This window comes from Neobacillus jeddahensis (assembly GCF_000612625.1).
Lineage (GTDB): Bacteria > Bacillota > Bacilli > Bacillales > Cytobacillaceae > Neobacillus > Neobacillus jeddahensis.
Genome location: NZ_CCAS010000011.1, coordinates 37,254 through 55,948, shown reverse-complemented (window position 1 = coordinate 55,948; position 18,695 = coordinate 37,254). Strand labels below are relative to the sequence as shown.

The 18,695-nt window shown below is 38.8% G+C and carries 18 protein-coding genes and 1 pseudogene; 18 read left to right on the top strand and 1 reads right to left on the bottom strand.

Going from position 1 to position 18,695, the window contains the following annotated elements; translation table 11 throughout:
* Positions 1-7: 7 nt before the first annotated feature.
* The 8 genes and pseudogenes from TY15_RS07465 to TY15_RS07430 form a co-directional block, all read left to right on the top strand.
* Positions 8-1,516, top strand: coding sequence for a sugar ABC transporter ATP-binding protein (locus TY15_RS07465; RefSeq protein ID WP_040209212.1), 1,509 nt, complete (start codon positions 8-10; stop codon positions 1,514-1,516).
* Complete coding sequence (locus TY15_RS07460; RefSeq protein ID WP_042374259.1) at positions 1,509-2,504, top strand: ABC transporter permease; 996 nt, start codon at positions 1,509-1,511, stop codon at positions 2,502-2,504. Before TY15_RS07465 ends, TY15_RS07460 begins: the two co-directional genes overlap by 8 nt.
* Positions 2,505-2,511: 7 nt before the next feature.
* Positions 2,512-3,510, top strand: a complete 999-nt coding sequence (locus TY15_RS07455) for an ABC transporter permease (protein ID WP_040209210.1) — start codon at positions 2,512-2,514, stop codon at positions 3,508-3,510.
* Between the two features lie 6 nt (positions 3,511-3,516).
* Positions 3,517-4,593 (top strand): autoinducer 2 ABC transporter substrate-binding protein LsrB, encoded by a 1,077-nt coding sequence (gene lsrB, locus TY15_RS07450; RefSeq protein WP_040209208.1) that lies wholly within the window; start codon positions 3,517-3,519, stop codon positions 4,591-4,593.
* 52 nt (positions 4,594-4,645) lie between these two features.
* Positions 4,646-5,524, top strand: coding sequence for a 3-hydroxy-5-phosphonooxypentane-2,4-dione thiolase (gene lsrF, locus TY15_RS07445; RefSeq protein ID WP_040209206.1), 879 nt, complete (start codon positions 4,646-4,648; stop codon positions 5,522-5,524).
* A gap of 352 nt (positions 5,525-5,876) precedes the next feature.
* Entirely contained in the window at positions 5,877-6,086 is a 210-nt protein-coding gene (locus TY15_RS07440) for a hypothetical protein (protein WP_040209204.1), read from the top strand.
* 186 nt (positions 6,087-6,272) lie between these two features.
* A complete protein-coding gene (locus TY15_RS07435; protein WP_040209202.1) occupies positions 6,273-7,064 on the top strand; it encodes a hypothetical protein in 792 nt (263 codons plus the stop codon).
* Between the two features lie 59 nt (positions 7,065-7,123).
* Positions 7,124-7,294, top strand: a pseudogene (locus TY15_RS07430) (YdeI/OmpD-associated family protein); the annotation flags it as partial.
* Between the two features lie 112 nt (positions 7,295-7,406).
* Here the strand turns inward: TY15_RS07430 and TY15_RS07425 are convergent.
* Positions 7,407-7,649 (bottom strand): glutaredoxin family protein, encoded by a 243-nt coding sequence (locus TY15_RS07425; protein ID WP_040209200.1) that lies wholly within the window; start codon positions 7,647-7,649, stop codon positions 7,407-7,409.
* 723 nt (positions 7,650-8,372) lie between these two features.
* Here TY15_RS07425 and TY15_RS07420 point away from each other — a divergent pair.
* From TY15_RS07420 to TY15_RS07375, 10 genes are all read left to right on the top strand, one after another.
* The gene (locus TY15_RS07420) at positions 8,373-8,873 is read left to right on the top strand and encodes an RNA polymerase sigma factor (protein WP_040209199.1); all 501 of its coding nucleotides are present in this window, start codon (positions 8,373-8,375) and stop codon (positions 8,871-8,873) included.
* Positions 8,866-9,858 carry an anti sigma factor C-terminal domain-containing protein gene (locus TY15_RS07415; RefSeq protein WP_040209197.1) on the top strand — a complete coding sequence of 331 codons (993 nt, stop codon included), beginning with the start codon at positions 8,866-8,868 and terminating at the stop codon, positions 9,856-9,858. Before TY15_RS07420 ends, TY15_RS07415 begins: the two co-directional genes overlap by 8 nt.
* Before the next feature lie 130 nt (positions 9,859-9,988).
* Entirely contained in the window at positions 9,989-11,350 is a 1,362-nt protein-coding gene (locus tag TY15_RS07410) for a dipeptidase (protein ID WP_040209196.1), read from the top strand.
* Positions 11,351-11,843: 493 nt separating this feature from the next.
* On the top strand, positions 11,844-12,803 hold the full coding sequence (locus TY15_RS07405; protein WP_040209195.1) for an aldolase catalytic domain-containing protein: 960 nt from the start codon (positions 11,844-11,846) through the stop codon (positions 12,801-12,803).
* A gap of 106 nt (positions 12,804-12,909) precedes the next feature.
* Positions 12,910-13,500 carry a molybdopterin-dependent oxidoreductase gene (locus tag TY15_RS07400; RefSeq protein WP_040209194.1) on the top strand — a complete coding sequence of 197 codons (591 nt, stop codon included), beginning with the start codon at positions 12,910-12,912 and terminating at the stop codon, positions 13,498-13,500.
* Between the two features lie 209 nt (positions 13,501-13,709).
* The gene (gene ppsA, locus TY15_RS07395) at positions 13,710-16,310 is read left to right on the top strand and encodes a phosphoenolpyruvate synthase (protein WP_040209192.1); all 2,601 of its coding nucleotides are present in this window, start codon (positions 13,710-13,712) and stop codon (positions 16,308-16,310) included.
* Between the two features lie 311 nt (positions 16,311-16,621).
* A complete protein-coding gene (locus TY15_RS07390; RefSeq protein ID WP_040209191.1) occupies positions 16,622-16,942 on the top strand; it encodes a PadR family transcriptional regulator in 321 nt (106 codons plus the stop codon).
* 57 nt (positions 16,943-16,999) lie between these two features.
* Positions 17,000-17,347 carry a DUF1048 domain-containing protein gene (locus tag TY15_RS07385; RefSeq protein ID WP_040209189.1) on the top strand — a complete coding sequence of 116 codons (348 nt, stop codon included), beginning with the start codon at positions 17,000-17,002 and terminating at the stop codon, positions 17,345-17,347.
* An 11-nt stretch (positions 17,348-17,358) separates the two neighbouring features.
* Positions 17,359-17,709: a DUF1048 domain-containing protein gene (locus tag TY15_RS07380; protein WP_040209186.1), complete on the top strand. Its 351-nt coding sequence runs from the start codon at positions 17,359-17,361 to the stop codon at positions 17,707-17,709.
* Positions 17,710-17,932: 223 nt separating this feature from the next.
* A complete protein-coding gene (locus TY15_RS07375; RefSeq protein ID WP_040209185.1) occupies positions 17,933-18,694 on the top strand; it encodes an ABC transporter ATP-binding protein in 762 nt (253 codons plus the stop codon).
* Position 18,695: the final 1 nt, after the last annotated feature.

The window sequence follows — 18,695 nt, the reverse complement described above, 5'->3', positions numbered from 1 at the left end:
GGATAGGATGCAGGCGCCGAAGAACTTAGTGAGATTGGAGAATATTCGAAAGTCTTTTAATCGGAATACAGTTTTAGAAGGGGTTTCATTAGAACTGAATGAGTCCGAGGTTATCTCTATTATCGGTGGTAATGGGGCAGGGAAGAGCACCCTAATGAAAATTCTCACAGGAATTTACAAACCAGAAGGCGGAATAATTGAAATTAATGGTGAAAAGGCAGATCATTTAAATCCTTTTGCAGCGCATGAAAGAGGCATTTATTTAGTGCCCCAGGAGCCGCTGTTATTTCCTAATATGACGGTTGAACAAAACCTTACGATTGGATTTCGTAAGGATAAAAAGGAAGTTAAGGAAGAGTCAATAAAACTAATTAAAGAATTAGGCTGGAATATCGATCTGAAACGAATAGCAGCTACACTAAGTATTGCGGAGCAACAACAGCTAGAGATCATAAGAGGACTTTTAAGAAAGTCAAAAGTGTTAATTCTGGATGAACCAACTTCTACTTTAACGTTTTCAGAAACAGAGGCTCTTTTCAAAGTCATTGAGCAGTTAAAGAATGCCGGGGTTGGAATTTTCTATATTACCCACCGACTGGATGAAGTCTTTCAGATTTCCACGCATGTAGTCATATTACGAGACGGAAAAGTAACTTTGAAAGGAAAAATAGCTGAATTTACGAAAGAAATGCTGATTCAGGGGCTGCTTCCTGCTGAAAACGAGGATCATCACCAAGAGACGTTTGAAAGACGAAAATCCAACCATGAGGGAGAAAAACCGATTCTTAAAGTGGATAACATCGTTGGAGATGGATTTAAGAATATTAGTTTTGACGTTTATAAGGGTGAGGTTGTTGGTCTCGCTGGGCTGGTTGGGGCTGGACGAACGGAAATTGCTGAAGCGATTTACGGAATTAATCCTATCCAGAGCGGGAAGGTCTATCTTGATGGAAAAGACATCACAAAGTTGTCCATCAATGAAACGGTGGACAGCGGTCTGGCTTATATACCTGAAGATCGATTTTTAAACGGTATTTTTTCGATAACTTCTGTAAGGAATAATATCACCTCACAAATGATGAAACGGAGCGGTTTTTTTATTAAGAAAAAGTTAGAAGAACAAGTGGCCCATCAGTATATTGATAGATTAAGAATTAAGGTGAATTCTCAGGAGGATGAAATCAAATCACTATCAGGCGGAAATCAGCAGAAGGCTGTGATTGCAAGGGCGTTATCCGTGAATCCCAAAATAATCATTATGGATGAACCAACAAGAGGAATTGATGCGGCTGCAAGGGGGGATATCTATTCCATCATAACAGAATTAAAAAACCAGGGATTTTCCATTCTGCTCATTTCTTCTGATCTTGAAGAAATCGAAAGAATAAGTGACCGCATCTTTGCTGTCTATCAGGGAACGTGCAAGGTTTGCTTAAACTTAGACGAAATTAATGCAGTCAATGTGATGAAAGCATCTTTTGGAACATTTGAAGGAGGTGATAGGGCACATGACTAGATTTTCAAAAATAATCAAACAACGAGAATTTAGAACTTTTATATTTTTAATCCTTCTTTTTGTGGTTGTGGGTTTCATAAATACTGACTATTTATCGTTACAGAATATCGATAAATCTCTGAAAAGCAGCTTGATTTATATTGTTCTAACGGTAGGGATGACCTTTGTCTTGTTAACGGGGAATTTAGATATTTCAATTGGTGGAACCCTGGGCTTAAGTGCAGCCGTTTGCGGAACCATTCTTAGAGACGGGGGGAATATTTTTCTAGCTGTACTCGCTGCTATAGGAATAGGAGCATTCATTGGACTTATTAATGGGTTTGGATTAATAAAATTAAAAATTTCTTCGTTTATTATGACGTTAGCCTTACTCTCCATTACGAGAGTGGTTCAAGTTATTTATACAGATGGTAAATGGGTAGAAAACATTCCGGCAAACGTGAAAGAACTCTCAAAAATAGACATATTTGGAGTGAATTTATTATCTATCATCGTCATTGTTGGAGTCATATTCGCTCAGGTGTACCTATCAAAGAACAGCAAGGGAAGATATTACACTGCTATTGGTGACAACGTAGACGGAGCCATTTCATTAGGGATTCCTGTGAAGAGATATATTGCCTATTCATTTGTCATTTCTGGAATATGTGCTTCTTTAGCAGGCTTAATCTTTGTTAGTCAAATTGGCTTTGTCTCAACAAATGCCGGAGTAGGAATTGAGTTAACTGTTATTGCAGCATGCGTTCTTGGTGGAGTGTCATTAGCAGGTGGGATTGGAACGGTAGTGGGCGCAGCGTTAGGAGCCATTATTTTAACATCAATCAATTCTGCTCTAGTTTTTATGAAAGTTCCAGCGTTTTGGAATGATACAATTTCGGGTGCTCTCTTAATCATCATTGTAGTGATTGATGCCTTGCTTGCATTTAACGCTAATAAAAAGGCAAAGAAAGTAAGATTAAATGCAAGAGTTCTACAAAAGGAGGCTTAGATATGACATGTTAAATAAAATCCCGAAATGGAACCTTACTTTGTTCATCTTAATCGTTGTTGAAATGATCGTATTTGGGATGATGAATCCCAGATTCTGGAATGTGACGATTTTGTTAAATAGTTTTAATGATTTTGTTGCCATAGCGATTATTGGATTTTTTGTGACACTGGTCGTTATTACAGGAGGAATTGATATTTCTGGAGTTTCGATTATTGGGTTAACCTCTGTAATTACGGGTCTCTTATCTCAAGTGGTTGGAATCAATATTTGGGTTTCAATCATTTGCGCTATTTTAGTTGGTGGATTGTGCGGTTTTCTCAATGGGGTCCTAATTGCATATGGAAGAGTTCAAGCCATGATCATCACCCTTGGCGGAATGCTTTTATATAGTGGGATTGCCATTGTGTTGGTAGGGGTGTCTGATGTTAGTACCTATGAAGGAATTTCTGGGTTTTCGGAGGGGTTTAGCTGGATTGCAAATGGAGAAGTCATGGGAATCCCGAATGCCGTTATCTTATTTATCATCATGTTTATCATCGCATATATACTTTTGCATCGCACGAAGTATGGCAGATATATATACTTAACAGGAATTAATCAAAACACAGCCGAGTACTCTGGGATTGATACTAAAAAAATAATTACTAGTACATATGTACTGTCAGGGTTAAGTGCTGGAATTGCAGGAGTTGTATTAACTTCCTATTTAGGAAGCGCGAGATCTGATTATGGTGCTGAATATCTTATGCCGATTCTAACTGTCGTTGTGTTAGGAGGAACATTAATCACCGGAGGTAAAGGGGGGGTTGTTGGGACAGCGTTGGCCAGTATCATATTGGGATTTATGCAGATAGGCTTGCAAATGGCTGGGGTTTCCACCCAATATATAGGATTGGCAACGGGGGGCCTTCTGATAGTTTCAGTTGCATTCCTGGGAATAAATCCTGATTTCAGATTTAATGTAAAACGGATCATCACACAAAAACAAAATAATGGAGGTTAAGTGACGATGAGAAAATTAAAATCTATTAAACTAATCATTGTTGTGGCAATTGTGATGTTATTTGTGGCTGCTTGCGGATCCAATGATGACGCTTCTGAAGGGGGAGGCAAGAAGAAAGAGGATAAAGATATTCAGGTGGTATTCATTCCAAAAATGACCGGGAATGCATTCTTTGAATCTGGAAACGATGGTGCGCAGGAAATGGGTGAAAAAGTTGGTTTTAAAGTAAAGTACGATGGTGCTCCAGAAGGTACGGTCGCGAACCAAGTACAAATAATAAATAGTGCTGTAAATAGCGGTGCTGATGCGATAGCTATTTCTTCTGTCTCTTCTGATGGTTTGAACCAGGCATTGAAAAAGGCATTAGATGCCGGCGTTAAAGTGGTCACATGGGATTCGGATGTGGATCCAAAATATCGTTCTGTTTACGTAAACCAAGGAACACCAGAAATCTTAGGTAAAATGCTTGTTGATATGGCTGCGCAGCAAATGGATAATCCCGATGATGCTAAGAAAATCGGCTGGTTCTATTCAAGTCCAACCGTTCCGGACCAAAACTCATGGGTGAACTATGCAAACAAATATATTAAAGAAAAATATCCAAAATGGGAACTTGTAACAACTCAATTTGGGGATGCCAATGAACAAAAATCCTTACAAGTTGGAGAAAGTATTTTAGATTCTTACCCTGATATTGATGCCGTAATTTGTCCCGACTCAACAGCACTACCAGCAATGGCACAAGCAGCTGAAAATAAAGGGTTAAAAGCAGATGATGTCATTATTACAGGATTTGCTTCACCCAATTCAATGAGACAATTTATTGAAAATGGAACCATTAACAACCATGGTTTATGGGATGTAACAGATCAGGGTGCCCTTGCCGTATATGTAGCTTATTGGTTAGCCAAGGGCAATGATCTGAAGGTTGGGGACTCTATAGATGTTCCTGATATGGGTACGGTTAAAGTAGAGCCGAACACCATTCAAGGCTACGATTATAAGGTAGATGATTCAGGAATTATCGTTTTACCTGAGCGGATTGTATTTACGAAAGACAATACAAACGACTACGATTTTTAGAGTTAAACATGTAAATCATGGTTGTTAATTTAGGAATGAGGGAGAGAGTGACTTGGCAGATTTAATGGGGAACAAAAATGCAAAAGATTTTTCTGAGAGTGTTCCTTTTGCAAACAATGGGAACTACCATGTTAAAGGCGCAAATAATTATGATTGGGGTATGAAGGATCGTTTATCAAGAATCTTTAATCCTGCCTCTGGTAAGACCGTCATGTTAGCGTTTGACCATGGTTATTTCATGGGTCCTACTTCAGGGTTAGAAAGATTAGATCTGCTTATTCCTCGGTTGGCAAATTATGCTGATTGTTTAATGGGGACTAGAGGGGCCATTAGAAGCAGTGTTCCACCGACCTATAATAAGGCGATAGCACTTAGAGCTTCCTCTGGATCTAGTGTTCTCCAGGATGATCTAAGCCATGAATCTATGGTCGTTGACATAGAAGATGCGATTAAGCTGAATGCAAGTGCCATCGCAATTCAAACCTTTATTGGCTCGGATGGGCAAAAGGAAACGATCGAAGAGTTAAACCGAGCTGTTAACCTTGGTTCTAGATACTCTATTCCAACATTGGGAGTGGTAGCTGTTGGTAAACAGATGGAACGAACCAATCAATTCTTTTTGTTAGCTACAAGAATGCTGGCGGAATTTGGTGCTCAAATAGTTAAAACCTATTACTGTGAGGATTTTGAAAAAGTTGCAGCAGCTTGTCCAGTCCCATTAGTAGTGGCAGGTGGTAAGAAATTACCAGAAAAAGAAGCCCTAAGTCTAGCCTACAACTCTATTCAAGGAGGAGCAGCAGGTGTAGATATGGGCAGGAATATTTTCCAATCCCAATACCCTGAAGAAATGATTCAAGCCGTGGGTAAGGTTGTACATGAAGGGTATTCAGATAAGGAGGCTTTTGAGTTTTACCAGCATCTCACAAACTAACTTCATTATAAAAATTTTTTTCATTGGAAGCTCCTACTTTAGAGTAGGAGCTTTCTTGTCTTTGTGATGGAATATCATTAAGGAATAAAAGTGACAAGAATGACCCATTCGCCAATAAATTAAAAATAATATTTCATGCAATTATTTATGACAAAATGCAAATGATTATTTCATATCAAGGGGGTACTTAAACTTACGTGCAGTTTATTTTAATAAGATGTCCTCCATCTGTTTAATTGAGTGCTGGCTCATGTTATAATGAATAACTTAGGATAATTCCTACGTTTACCTAAAATTGAACGGATGCCAAGTAAAGCCTCCGCATAGCGTTAAAATATGGAGGTGTAAGAGAATGAATAAACGATGGACGATTGATAAAATTAATGAATTTGTTGAGAACAATTCGGAAAGCAAATTGCTAACGACGGAATATCACGGTTTTTCTCAAAAGTTACTATTTAAATGTGCATGTGGTAGCAACTTTGAAAAAACATTAACGAAATTTAAAAATAATAACCAACGTAAATGTGACGTGTGCCAACCGCCAAAAGCGACACGATAGCGTATAGCGAATCAATGCCAATTTCTATTCAAGAGAAGTTGGCACTTTTTTTATAGAGGGAATGTATATGAATATATTTATAGAATTGGATAATCATTGGTGGCGAGATAAAGTTTACTAACAGTTAGTCAATGGATTTTTTGCAAAAAAATACATCACTCACCCATCTCATAAGGAGGGAATGCTTTGAATTCAAGAACGATAAAAGGGTATGAGAAGTTAAGAGCTATGTATGAAAAAAACTTAAGTGTGGATTTGCTGGCAGAGGATATTTATACATGTGCACTTGATGATCATTCGTTAAGAATAAAAAATGAAATGATTGAACGGGACTATGACGTATATGGGGTGAAGGATAAAGGGAAAATTACTGGCTACATATTGCGAGAAGAACTTTTTGAAGGAAGGGTTGAAGATTTTTATCGACAGTTTCGTATGGAGGATCTGATCTCTGACTCAACTTCTTTAATTGAATTACTGGATTTTCTTAGAGAAAGGAAATACGTTTTCATTCTTGAAAAGAATAAAGTGTGTAAAATTGTTACCATTGCTGATTTACAGAAACAACCGATTCGCATGTTAGCGTTTAGTCTGATTTCTTTATTGGAAATGCTTCTAATATCTTTAATAAGAGAGGCATGTTCAGAAGATAACTGGAAGGTGAAGCTATCAGAAGATAGATTAGGAAAGGCAGAGGAAATGTTAAAAAAACGGAGTGAAAAGAATGAAGCGTTAACATTGTTGGATAATATCCAATTGGGGGATAAGGGAACTATTGTTAGGAAAACGCCCCATTTGATTAAACAATTAGGATTTGACTCAACGACGAAGTGCAAGGAATTTTTCAAAAATATCGAAGTGTTGAGGAATAATACCGCCCATGCTCAAGAAGAAATTTATCATGATTATCAGGAATTAATCGATATTATTTTAGAAATAGATCGGGTATTGGATAGTCATGTAATGATTGGAAAATAAGAATAGCAATTTAACCTACCTTTGTACATAGAGATGAAATCTTTCCAGCCATGAAAGTAAATGAGCTCAAATTTTTCAAGGAATTAACTCCTGGTTATCAAAGAGATTGGGCTCGCTATATCTTTTCTGCGAAACAACAGAGCACACAAGAAAAACGAAAAGCCCAAATGGTTGATATTTTATCACAAGGGTATAAATCTGTTGATTTATTTCGTCAGAAAAAGAAATAGGACTACAAATATTTCCACATTGAATTATGTGCATCTATTTTTTTAGGAGAACAGTGACATTTACTGTTCTCCTTTATTGTTTTCAAGCTCAATTAAATAGAAGTAATATACATTATATCCCTAGTATTTCTGCTAATTTTGGTTGATCAAATCCGAGGATAACTTCCTCCTTATCCTCGGATTTGATGATGGTTGCTGGTGTAGCAGCGGCACCGAGATTAATTAGTTCATTGAGATATTGATCGTTTTTACGGATGTCTCTATCTTCATACTCAATCCCATTTTCTTTTAACCAAAGCTTTTCCGCATGACAAGGCGGGCACGTTTCTTGAGTGTAAATAATCACTTTTTTCATTTTCCTACCTCCACTTCTTTAAAGATATTGTACAATGAATTTTGTTTCTCGACCATGGATTCGATTTTTGTGGTCGGCCCTAACTCATGAATAGTAATCGGAATTGTCCCAGCGGAAAGTGCTATTCAGATTAGAAGTGTCATCGAATGCAGGCTAGGTAAGGAAGGAATAATTCAAGCTAACGAAAAATATTTATATAAGTAAGTTGGTACATTGAATGTCCCTGTATAGCTTCTAGAAGGGAGCAAATGCTTTGAAACGGAATAAAAATGTACAGTTAGCCATTTTATTGCTTTTATGCTTACTCATCATTCTAATTGTTCATGCCATTCTTCATATTAGAATTTATTTCGTATACACTACAAGTCTTGGTCCTATTTTCATAATCGGATTGATTATTATCCTAATCGCTTTACTATATTTCAAAGGGTAAAAGAAACCATGGGGACGGTTCTAGTGGTCTCACCGCATTGATAAGCGATAAGAACCGTTTGGATGTTTTTTAACTTAAATTTCATTATAAGAGTATTTGAAGTATTATTAGTGATTGCATGCATCATCCATAACTGGATGGTGTTTTTTATTTATCCATGCAGTCAAAGTCTAATAAAAAAGTAACTTAAAGCAAATGAATGGATGGTATATTGGCTAAAAGGGAAATTTTTTCTAAAACAATTGTAAACTTTTCTCAATGTTATACGTCTTGTTGCTGGGAGGACGATAATGGATGAAATAAATAAGCAAACTGAACTCAATATAGAATTGAATATTGTCTATAGATACTTACGAAAGTTGGGCATTTTAAAAGTCGATGCAGAAGATGCCGTTCAGGAAGCGGCTTATAAATATCTGCTGTACTACGATTCTATAAAAACTACAAAAATCCGTAGTTGGTTAATTCGAGTGGCGTTAAATTCCTACTATGATCAATGTCGTAAGCGTGGAAGGTACGAACTGAACGTAAACGAAGCTCTTTTAATATCTGATACAAAAGAACAACCTGAAACCATTTTTCTAAACAATGAACGGAACCGTGAGCTTGGAAAGGCCCTCACACAGTTAAAACCGTTATTTCAAGAGCTGTTGCTGTTAAAGTATCAGTCAGGACTTACATACGAAGAAATATCCAAGCTTTTAGATATGAGTGTGAGTTCAATTAAGACGAATCTATTTAGAGCAAGGAAGAAGTTAGAAAAGATGTATAAGGAGGCCATCCATGAGTGAAAATCACGAACCAAATAATGAGAAGGAAATCAATTTTGTCAGCAGTCCTTCGTTACAAAAGGCCGTCAAAAAAACAAAACGGAAACAAACGATTAAGTATGTCATCATTACGGTGGTTACTACCTCTTTATTACTGACGATTCTTTTTATGGGCAGCCAATATATCCTCACGAAAAGAATAGAGAATCAGGATATATACTACGATAGTGTTCACGGAGCCAATATTTCACCAGGAGGTACCTCCTTTAACTACAATTTATTTAGTATTACAGCAGAAACAACCTATCGAAAAACGATGGGGGATCGCTCGATTCTTTGGGATAAGAAGACGGAAAAAGTCCCTGTTTTTGGAAGAGTGGAGGTCCTTGAACGAGGAAGCGGGATGATGGAGGTCAATACGCTAAATAAGGAGGCTCATAGATACGTTCGGTACAATGATTTTAATAATGAAAGAAAAATAGATTTTTATTATCCTGGTTTGTCATATGACTATCTACCACACGAGCTTGATATCGCTACGAGCTTGGATGAGAACAAGTTAATTGAGGTAGCACTTTCGTTTAAGGAGCCGATGACGATAGCAGAGGCAGCTAAGCAGTTGGGACAGGAAAATGTCAATTGGCTGTGGGTCGATACCTCGACAGCTGCGCAAATGGAAAGGATGGAACGCACGCTGGATCAGGACAGTGTGAAGACGAAGGGCGGGGGTGGCGCCTTTGGGTTCGATGTCGTGCCTGGACAGTCCTTTTCTGACAATAACGGGAAATGGTTTGTCGAGACTTTAGAGCTGTTGAAGAAAGAAGGCAGCCATAAAAGTTCTGTGCAAGAGGCATTAAAGGGGATCAAGGAGAATTCAAAAGCTACTAATGGCAACCTTCGTTTAAATGGGGCTGTCGTTACTGGTACGCCAGCAGAGTTGAAAAGGTTTCAGAAGCTTGATTTTATCCGGGCATCTGTTTTAGGGGCGACGATTGATAAATATTAATTGTTGATACTCCCAACAATGGTCGAAATCACCTCAACAATATTCGTTTCTCTTTTTCAGAGTTTATTGTAGGTTTCTTCTTATTTTTTGTATAAAATAGAATAGTAAATAAAACAGAAAAGGTGAGAACATGAGTCAATTATCCGAGTTTGTATCCAGTAATCACGATCGAAATGTCGAGGAATTAAAAGAATTACTCCGTATTCCCAGCGTCAGTTCCTTATCTGAGCATAAAGAGGACATCCAAAAAGCAGCTTCATGGATCGCCAATAAGTTAAAAACCATTGGTATGGAACATGTTGAAATCACCCAGACAAATGGTCATCCGATTATATATGCGGACTGGCTTCATCAAGAAAATGCACCGACTGTCTTAGTATACGGTCATTATGACGTACAACCCGTTGACCCGATTGATTTATGGGAAACCCCTCCGTTTGAGCCAGACATTCGAGATGAAAAGATTTTTGCCAGAGGGGCAACAGACGACAAAGGGCAGACATTCTTACATATTAAAGCAGTCGAAACACTACTGAAATTAGAAAATAAATTACCAGTAAACATAAAATTTTGCATCGAGGGAGAAGAAGAAATCGGAAGTCCACATCTTCCGCAGTTTTTATCCGATAATAAAGAAAAATTAGCCTGTGATGTGGTGGTCATTTCCGATTCTGATATGTGGGATAGAGGAGTTCCTGCCATTACCTATTCGTTAAGAGGATTGTGTGCCCTGGAATTTTCTCTTAAAACGGCGAATACGGATTTGCATTCCGGCATGTTTGGCGGGGGAGTTCAGAACGCCAACCATTTATTGGTGCAGCTGCTTTCTACTCTTCATGATGAAAACGGAAAGGTAAATGTTGCTCAGTTCTATGATGATGTTTTAGAATTGACTGAATTTGAAAAGGAACAAATTAAAGCATTGGGCTTTGATGAAGAAAAATTAAAAAAATCATTAGGGTTATCGGATTTGACTGGTGGGGAAAACGATTTTCCTTACTCTGAGAAAATCAGTTCTCGGCCAACATTAGAAATAAATGGCTTATGGGGTGGATTTCAGGGGGAAGGCACAAAAACCGTCATTCCGAACGAGGCACATGCCAAAATAACCTGCCGACTAGTCAACAATCAAAATCCTGAAAAGATCCAGGGCTTAATCAAAAAGCATATTGAAGAACATGCACCAGAAGGATGCACGGTAAAAGTGACGCTTCAAGATACAGGTAATCCATTCTTAACGCCGATTGACAGTCCGATGATTCAAAAAGCGGCTCGAGCGTATGAACAAGTTTATGGGAAATCACCTGTTTATAAAAGAGAAGGTGGCTCGATTCCGATTGTATCGGATTTCAACCAGGCCCTACATGCTCCCGTAGTCTTAATGGGATTCGGTTTGCCAGATGAAAATCTTCATGCACCGAATGAACATTTTAACTTGGAAAACTTTGATAAAGGGATCTTAACGATTTGTTCCTTTTTAGAACTGATGTAAATAGGAAAACAAAGGAGGGATAGCATCTCACCTTTTTCCAGCTTGTCGAGAAAGGTATTTTACTCATCGGTTCGTGGTTTATCTGGGACCGCCGCTTCAAAAAAAAGCATGGTCAGCAAGTGCCTGAAGGCTTTGTCCGTACAAATGAAGTGTCAATCGATCCGACCACAAAGAAAAAATTAGTTGTTTATTTTAATGCGGCTACGAATGAACGGTTTTATAAGGAAGAATAATTTACTAGTTTTCATACAAAATGAAATAAAAGAAGTTACCACGAATCGTTGAGAATAGGTACAAAATGCAATGGAAGATCCTACAGAATTACTAACAATTCTGTAAATATTGAAAAGGTGTACTATTTTCGGTACACCTTTTTGTCTATAATGGGATTAGGCAGGATAATCTGTAAAGAGGTAAAAAAAGTGGGCAAAGACGTTTGCAAGCTTAATAAAAAATAATAACTAATGTTCATACCACAGGGGGAGTTGCAATTATGGTACATAGCAGCAAAATAGTAGACTGTACAATCCGTGATGGAGGGTTAGTAAACAATTGGGATTTCAGTATCGAATTTGTTCAAGACTTATATAATGGACTAAGCAAAGCTGGAGTGGAATATATGGAAATTGGCTACAAAAATTCTGCTAAGCTTCTTAACGCGACTGAGCCTAATCCATGGAGATTTCTTGATGATCATTTCCTAAAAGAAATCATTCCGGAGAAGAAGTTCACAAAGCTATCGGCTCTAGTAGATATTGGTCGTGTGGATCCAAATGACATCCTGCCACGTGAGCAAAGTGTATTGGATATGATTCGGGTGGCATGCTATATCCGTGAAGTGGATAAAGGTTTAGAGCTTGTACAAATGTTTCATGATTTGGGCTATGAGACTACACTCAACATCATGGCTTTATCCAGTGTGCCTGAACATCAGCTGATTGATGCAATGGAAATGGTAAAAGAAAGCCCTGTAGATGTAGTGTATATTGTTGACTCCTTTGGAAGCTTGGATCCTGCAGGTATTGCGCATCAAGTGAAAAAATTCCAGACGATGCTCCCTAACAAACAGCTCGGGAACCATACCCATAATAATATGCAATTAGCGTTCGCCAATACATTGACTGCGTATCAAAATGGAGTAACCTTCCTAGATTCATCTGTTTATGGTATGGGACGTGCAGCAGGTAATTGTAACACTGAACTTCTTGTTAGTTATATACAAAAATCAAGCTATGAATTGAGGCCGATTCTTGGAGTTATTGAAAAGCACATGGTCGAAATGAGAAATAAGTGGGAGTGGGGCTATATCATTCCTTACATGATTTCTGGTGTCCTGAATGAACATCCACGTGTGGCGATGGCTTATCGTAGTAGCGATGAACGTGACCAGTTCGTCAAATTTTATGATAAAGTTACAACGCCTGAAGCCACTTTAGCAACTGCATCGAAGTAGTTTAAATGATTTAACCGCCTATGGGCGGTTATTTTATTATGGTACGATAGAGAATATACGAATCACGTTACTTTAAATACATTTAAGAGGAAAAGGATGATGTATGATGAACAAGCAGCTCCCGCCTGGCCAATTCGAAACAGAAAAATGGCCTATACTGCACAAAGGGGATGTTCCTATTTTTAATAGTGCCACATGGAATTTCAGACTGTTTGGTGAGGTAAAGGAAGAAAAGGTCTTATCCTATAATGAATTCTTGAAGCTTCCGAAGACCATTTCAACCGTTAACATGCATTGTGTGACCACTTGGTCTAAATTTGATACCACTTTTGAAGGAATTGCACTGAGAGAGTTATTAAAATTTGTTGAGATCGATAAAGAGGTAAAATACATTAAAATTTACGGTTACTACAATGGAGACAGATTTGGTTATTCCGCAAATCTACCGCTCGCGCCTCTATTAGGGGACGAATCATTGTTTGTATACCGTTGGAAGGATGAACATCATGATTGGCAGGATATTGATCCTAAACATGGTTATCCACTAAGGTTTATTCCACCAGAAGTATTTTATTTATGGAAAGGCTCCAAATGGGTGTCGGGGATTGAGTTTATGAAAGAAGACGAAGCCGGTTTTTGGGAAGAGTTAGGCTATTCGATGACAGCCAATCCATTTAAAGAAGAACGGTACCGTTAGTATCAATTCAATCTACAATACTAGAACAATACGTCACTGACGAATTAGTCTCTTTTTTAGCTACAAAGCAGGAGAGTTTACTATTATTTTGTATTTTTGTTCTCTTCCTACTTTAATTATAGCATATAAAAAATGGTAAAAATAGACTATTTATTCCCATTTATTACTGGTAACATCAATAGAACATTGATGGATAGGAGAGATGTAGAATGAGTTCTTTGGCTCTCAGTTTTCAGGAAATAGATAAGACGCAGCTTTTGCTCGTTGGTGGAAAAGGGTTGAATTTAGGGGAATTATCAAAAATTCAAGGAATACAAGTACCAGAAGGATTTTGTATTACAACAGTGGGATTTCAAAAAGCCATTGAACATAACGAAACATTTCAAGCATTGTCGGATCAACTAACACTGCTAAAGGTAGAGGATCGAGATCAAATTAGTGAAATTAGCAGGAAGATTCGACAAATCCTAATGGAAGTTGAAATTCCTTCCGATGTTGCGTGCTCAGTGGCAGATTATCTCTCTCAGTTTGGCGAAGAACATGCGTATGCAGTGCGTTCTAGTGCGACCGCTGAAGATTTACCACATGCCTCTTTTGCTGGTCAACAAGACACCTATTTAAATATCATCGGAAAGGAAGCGATCTTGCATCATATCAGCAAATGTTGGGCTTCCCTATTTACGGATCGTGCCGTGATTTACCGTATGCACAACGGATTTGACCACAGCCAAGTATATTTATCCGTTATTATTCAACGGATGGTGTTTCCACAGGCTTCAGGAATTTTATTTACTGCTGATCCGATTACCTCCAATCGAAAGTTACTATCAATCGATGCCAGTTTTGGACTCGGAGAAGCACTGGTCTCTGGCTTAGTATCTGCTGATTGTTATAAAGTACTGGAAAATAAAATCGTCGATAAAAGGATAACAGGTAAAAAGCTAGCTATCTATGCACGAAAAGAAGGCGGAACAGACACCGTCCCGATTGATCCTGATCAACAAAAGACTCAAACACTAACTGACCAACAAATTATTGAACTGGCACGCATTGGAAGACAGATCGAATTCTTTTTTGGCTGCCCACAAGATATCGAATGGTGTTTGGTTGATGCTACATTTTATATTGTTCAGAGTCGGCCAATCACGACGCTTTTCCCGATCCCTGAAGCGAATGATCTAGAAAATCATGTCTATTTATCTGTCGGTCATCAACAAATGATGACAGACCCCATAAAACCATTGGGAATGTCTTTATTCCAGTTAACATCCTTCGGACCTAGGTTTAAAGCTGGTGGAAGGTTGTTTGTTGATGTCACACATATACTGGCTTCTCCTGACAGCAGAAATATGTTATTAAAAAACATGGGACAACACGATCCACTCAGTAAAGACGCACTTATGACCATCGTCGAGCGAGAAAATTTTATAAAATTGGTACCAGATGATGAAAAAACTCCGAGTCCCAGCAAAAACAATACAGATATACAATCAGAAATCGAAAACAATCCGACAATTGTTCATGAGTTGATAAAACGGAATCAAGCATCGGTAGAAGATTTAAAGCGAAACATCCAAATGAAATCAGGAATAGATTTATTGGATTTTATTCTAGAAGATATCCCGCAATTAAAGAAGATTTTATTTGATCCACAGAGCACCGCGGTATTTATGGCAGCTATGAACGCTTCGTCATGGATTAATGAAAAAATGGAGAAGTGGTTAGGGGAAAAAAACGCTGCAGACACGCTTTCTCAATCTGTACCAAACAATATTACTTCGGAAATGGGTTTAGCATTATTGGATGTCGCAGATGTGATTCGTCCTTATCCGGAAGTAATTGAGTATTTACAGCAAGTAAAAGATGATAACTTTTTGGATGAACTGGATATGTTTGAAGGTGGACAAAAATCCCGCGACGCCATAATAGTTTATCTCAACAAATATGGCATGAGATGTGCTGGAGAAATCGATATTACTAGAAGTCGTTGGAGTGAAAAGCCAACTATACTTGTCCCTTTGATTCTCAGTCATATCAAAAACTTTGAGCCGAATGCTAGCGAGCGGAAATTTGAGCAAGGGCTTTGTTTTGCCTTGAAAAAAGAACAAGAGTTAGTAGAACGATTGGAGCAATTGCCGGATGGTAAACAAAAGGCCAAAGAGACAAAACGAATGATTAGCAACATCCGGAATTTCATAGGGTATCGTGAATATCCAAAATACGGCATGGTCAATCGCTACTTTGTTTATAAGCAGGCATTACTGAAGGAAGCTGAAAAACTCGTACAAGAGGGCGTTATTGAGGAAAAAGAAGATATATACTATCTCACTTTTGAAGAGCTTAGTGAAGTCGTAGGCACAAGAAAAGCAGATTACCAGATCATCAGCAAACGAAAAGATGAGTACAAATTTTATAAAAAGCTAACTCCTCCACGTGTTATCACGTCTGATGGTGAAATCATTGCAGGGGCGTACAAACGAGAAAATTTACCAGCCGAAGCGATCGTAGGTCTACCTGTTTCTTCTGGAGTGATAGAGGGACGAGCTCGTGTTATCTTAAACATGGAAGATGCTGATCTAGAAGATGGAGATATATTAGTCACTTCTTTTACTGATCCTAGTTGGACACCGTTGTTTGTATCCATAAAGGGCCTAGTCACCGAAGTTGGTGGACTGATGACCCATGGAGCAGTGATCGCACGTGAATATGGCTTACCAGCAGTAGTTGGAGTGGAAAATGCCACCAAACTTATAAAAGATGGGCAACGAATTCTTGTCAACGGAACAGAGGGGTATATCGAAATAGTGTAAGTGCTTACTTAGATATATCTTCTGGTGAAATAGGCGCTTTTCTTATTTTAGAAAATCCAGTTGACCTCCCAAGCTACTATGTGTTACGATATACCCATAGTAGGTAACACTTAATACCAGCACCATTGAATAGTGAGAGTCAAAAATTTATTTTTAAGAAAAATAGTTGACATTAACAACTACTAAGTATTAAGCTATATTAGTAATAAGTAATACTGAATAGCTTGATTTCCCAAAAGCTATTCAGTAAAATTTTCCTTAGTACTACGTTATACTGAATATAAGTCAGACAAAATAGGGGGGTTCTGAACATGGAAAATTTAACTGAAATGCTGAAGGGCTCACTTGAAGGCTGCGTGCTTGAAATCATTAGCCGTCATGAAACCTATGGCTACGAGATTACCCGCCTTCTTAACGAGCTTGGGTTTACTGAAGTCGTGGAAGGGACGGTCTATACCATCCTCGTGCGATTGGAAAAGAAAAAGCTGGTCAACATAGAAAAGAAACCGTCAGATATGGGGCCTCCCCGCAAGTTTTACTCACTTAATAAGGCTGGCCGCCAGGAACTTGAACTTTTTTGGAAAAAATGGGATTTTGTATCTTCGAAAATCAATGCCTTGAAATCAATCTAGCTTCATAAATTGTATCGTCCGGTATTTTTTGTTCAGCTTAATAAAGGGGGAAAAATAATGAATTTTTGGGAAAAAATAACAGGTAGTGATATGACTAAAGAAATGAAAAATTTCGAGTCGCGTGCTAAAAAACTGCCATCTGATTATCAAGCGGCATGGGAAAAAGTTAAGGCCAATCTTTGGTCGTATTCAGATTTCACTGGTCGCAACCTCATGCCAATTCTCGACGGTGTCCTTGGCCTTTTCGAAGAAACGGCGGCGGAAGGTCAAAGTGTCAAAGAGGTTTTGGGCGACGATATTAAAGGCTTTTGTTCGGCGCTGGCCGGCGAAGAAGAGGCAAAGTCTTATCGCGACAAGTGGCGTAAGCAACTCAACAGTAATATTGCCAAAAAATTGGGCAAATAAGGAGGATAAAAATGAGTATACAAGACATCATCGAAGGCAAAAAAGAGTGGCGAGCGCACATGGCGCGTGTCAAAGCGCTCCCGAAAGATTATCGTGTTGTTTACAAAGAAATTCAAAAATATCTCTTTAAGGTCGGCCCTGTCGAGCTAACCGAAGGAACGGGTTTGCTCTCGGGAATTATTGATCTTTTTGAAGATGGCGCGGCCTTGGGGAAAGGCGTGCTTGAAGTGACAGGTAGTGACGTAGCGGCTTTCTGCGACGATCTAATCAAAGATTCAAAAACTTACGCTGAAATCTATCAAGAATCTGTAGACCAAAAAGTTAACAATGCCATGAAAAAGGTTACGGATAAAACGAAGTAGAGGATTGTAAAGATTTGAATCAGCAACTTAAGAAGCGATTAGGCAAGAAATAAACTCAATATAGAATCCCGACTGAATAGTTGATAACAAATGTAAAACACCGCCTTTACTATTCAGTTATATTTTTGACTTAGTAATAAGTAGTACTGATTATCAGTCAGACTAAATAGGGGCGTATAAACAATTTAGTTCTACAAGACTCATTTTATAAGGAGGAAAAAGTATGAGCAATACAGCGATCTCTGTAAAAGGGTTAAAGAAATCCTTTAAAGATAAGGAAGTCTTAAAGGGGGTGGATTTTGAGGTGCAGCGTGGCGAAATTTTCGCACTGCTGGGTTCAAATGGAGCGGGCAAGACAACGACGGTCAACATCCTCTCGACATTGATGAAATCCGATGGCGGTGAAGTAGATATTTGCGGCCATAATGTCCAGCGCCAACCGGATCATGTTCGCCAGATTATCAGCCTGACAGGGCAATTTGCAGCTATAGACGGCATGCACACAGGAAGGGAAAACCTGGTGATGATCGCCAAGTTGCGGGGAGTTTCCAATCCCGCTCAAGTCGCCGACAATCTGCTCGCAAAATTCAGCCTGCGTGACGCGGCCAACCGCCGGGCAGATCAGTATTCTGGCGGGATGAAGCGCCGGCTTGATATCGCCATGAGCCTGATCGGGACGCCAGATGTCATTTTTCTCGACGAACCGACGACAGGTCTTGACCCTGAAGCACGGCTTGAAGTCTGGGATACAGTCAAAGAGCTTGCCGGCAGCGGCACGACCATCTTGCTGACGACCCAGCACTTGGAGGAAGCCGAACAACTGGCGGATCGCATCGCCATCCTGCATGGTGGAAAAATCATTACGACCGGTACCCTTACCGAACTAAAGGAGATGTTTCCGCCAGCGAAAGTGGAGTATATCGAGAAGCAGCCAACATTAGAGGAAATTTTCCTTGCGATCATCGGTAAAAAGGAGGAAATGTAAA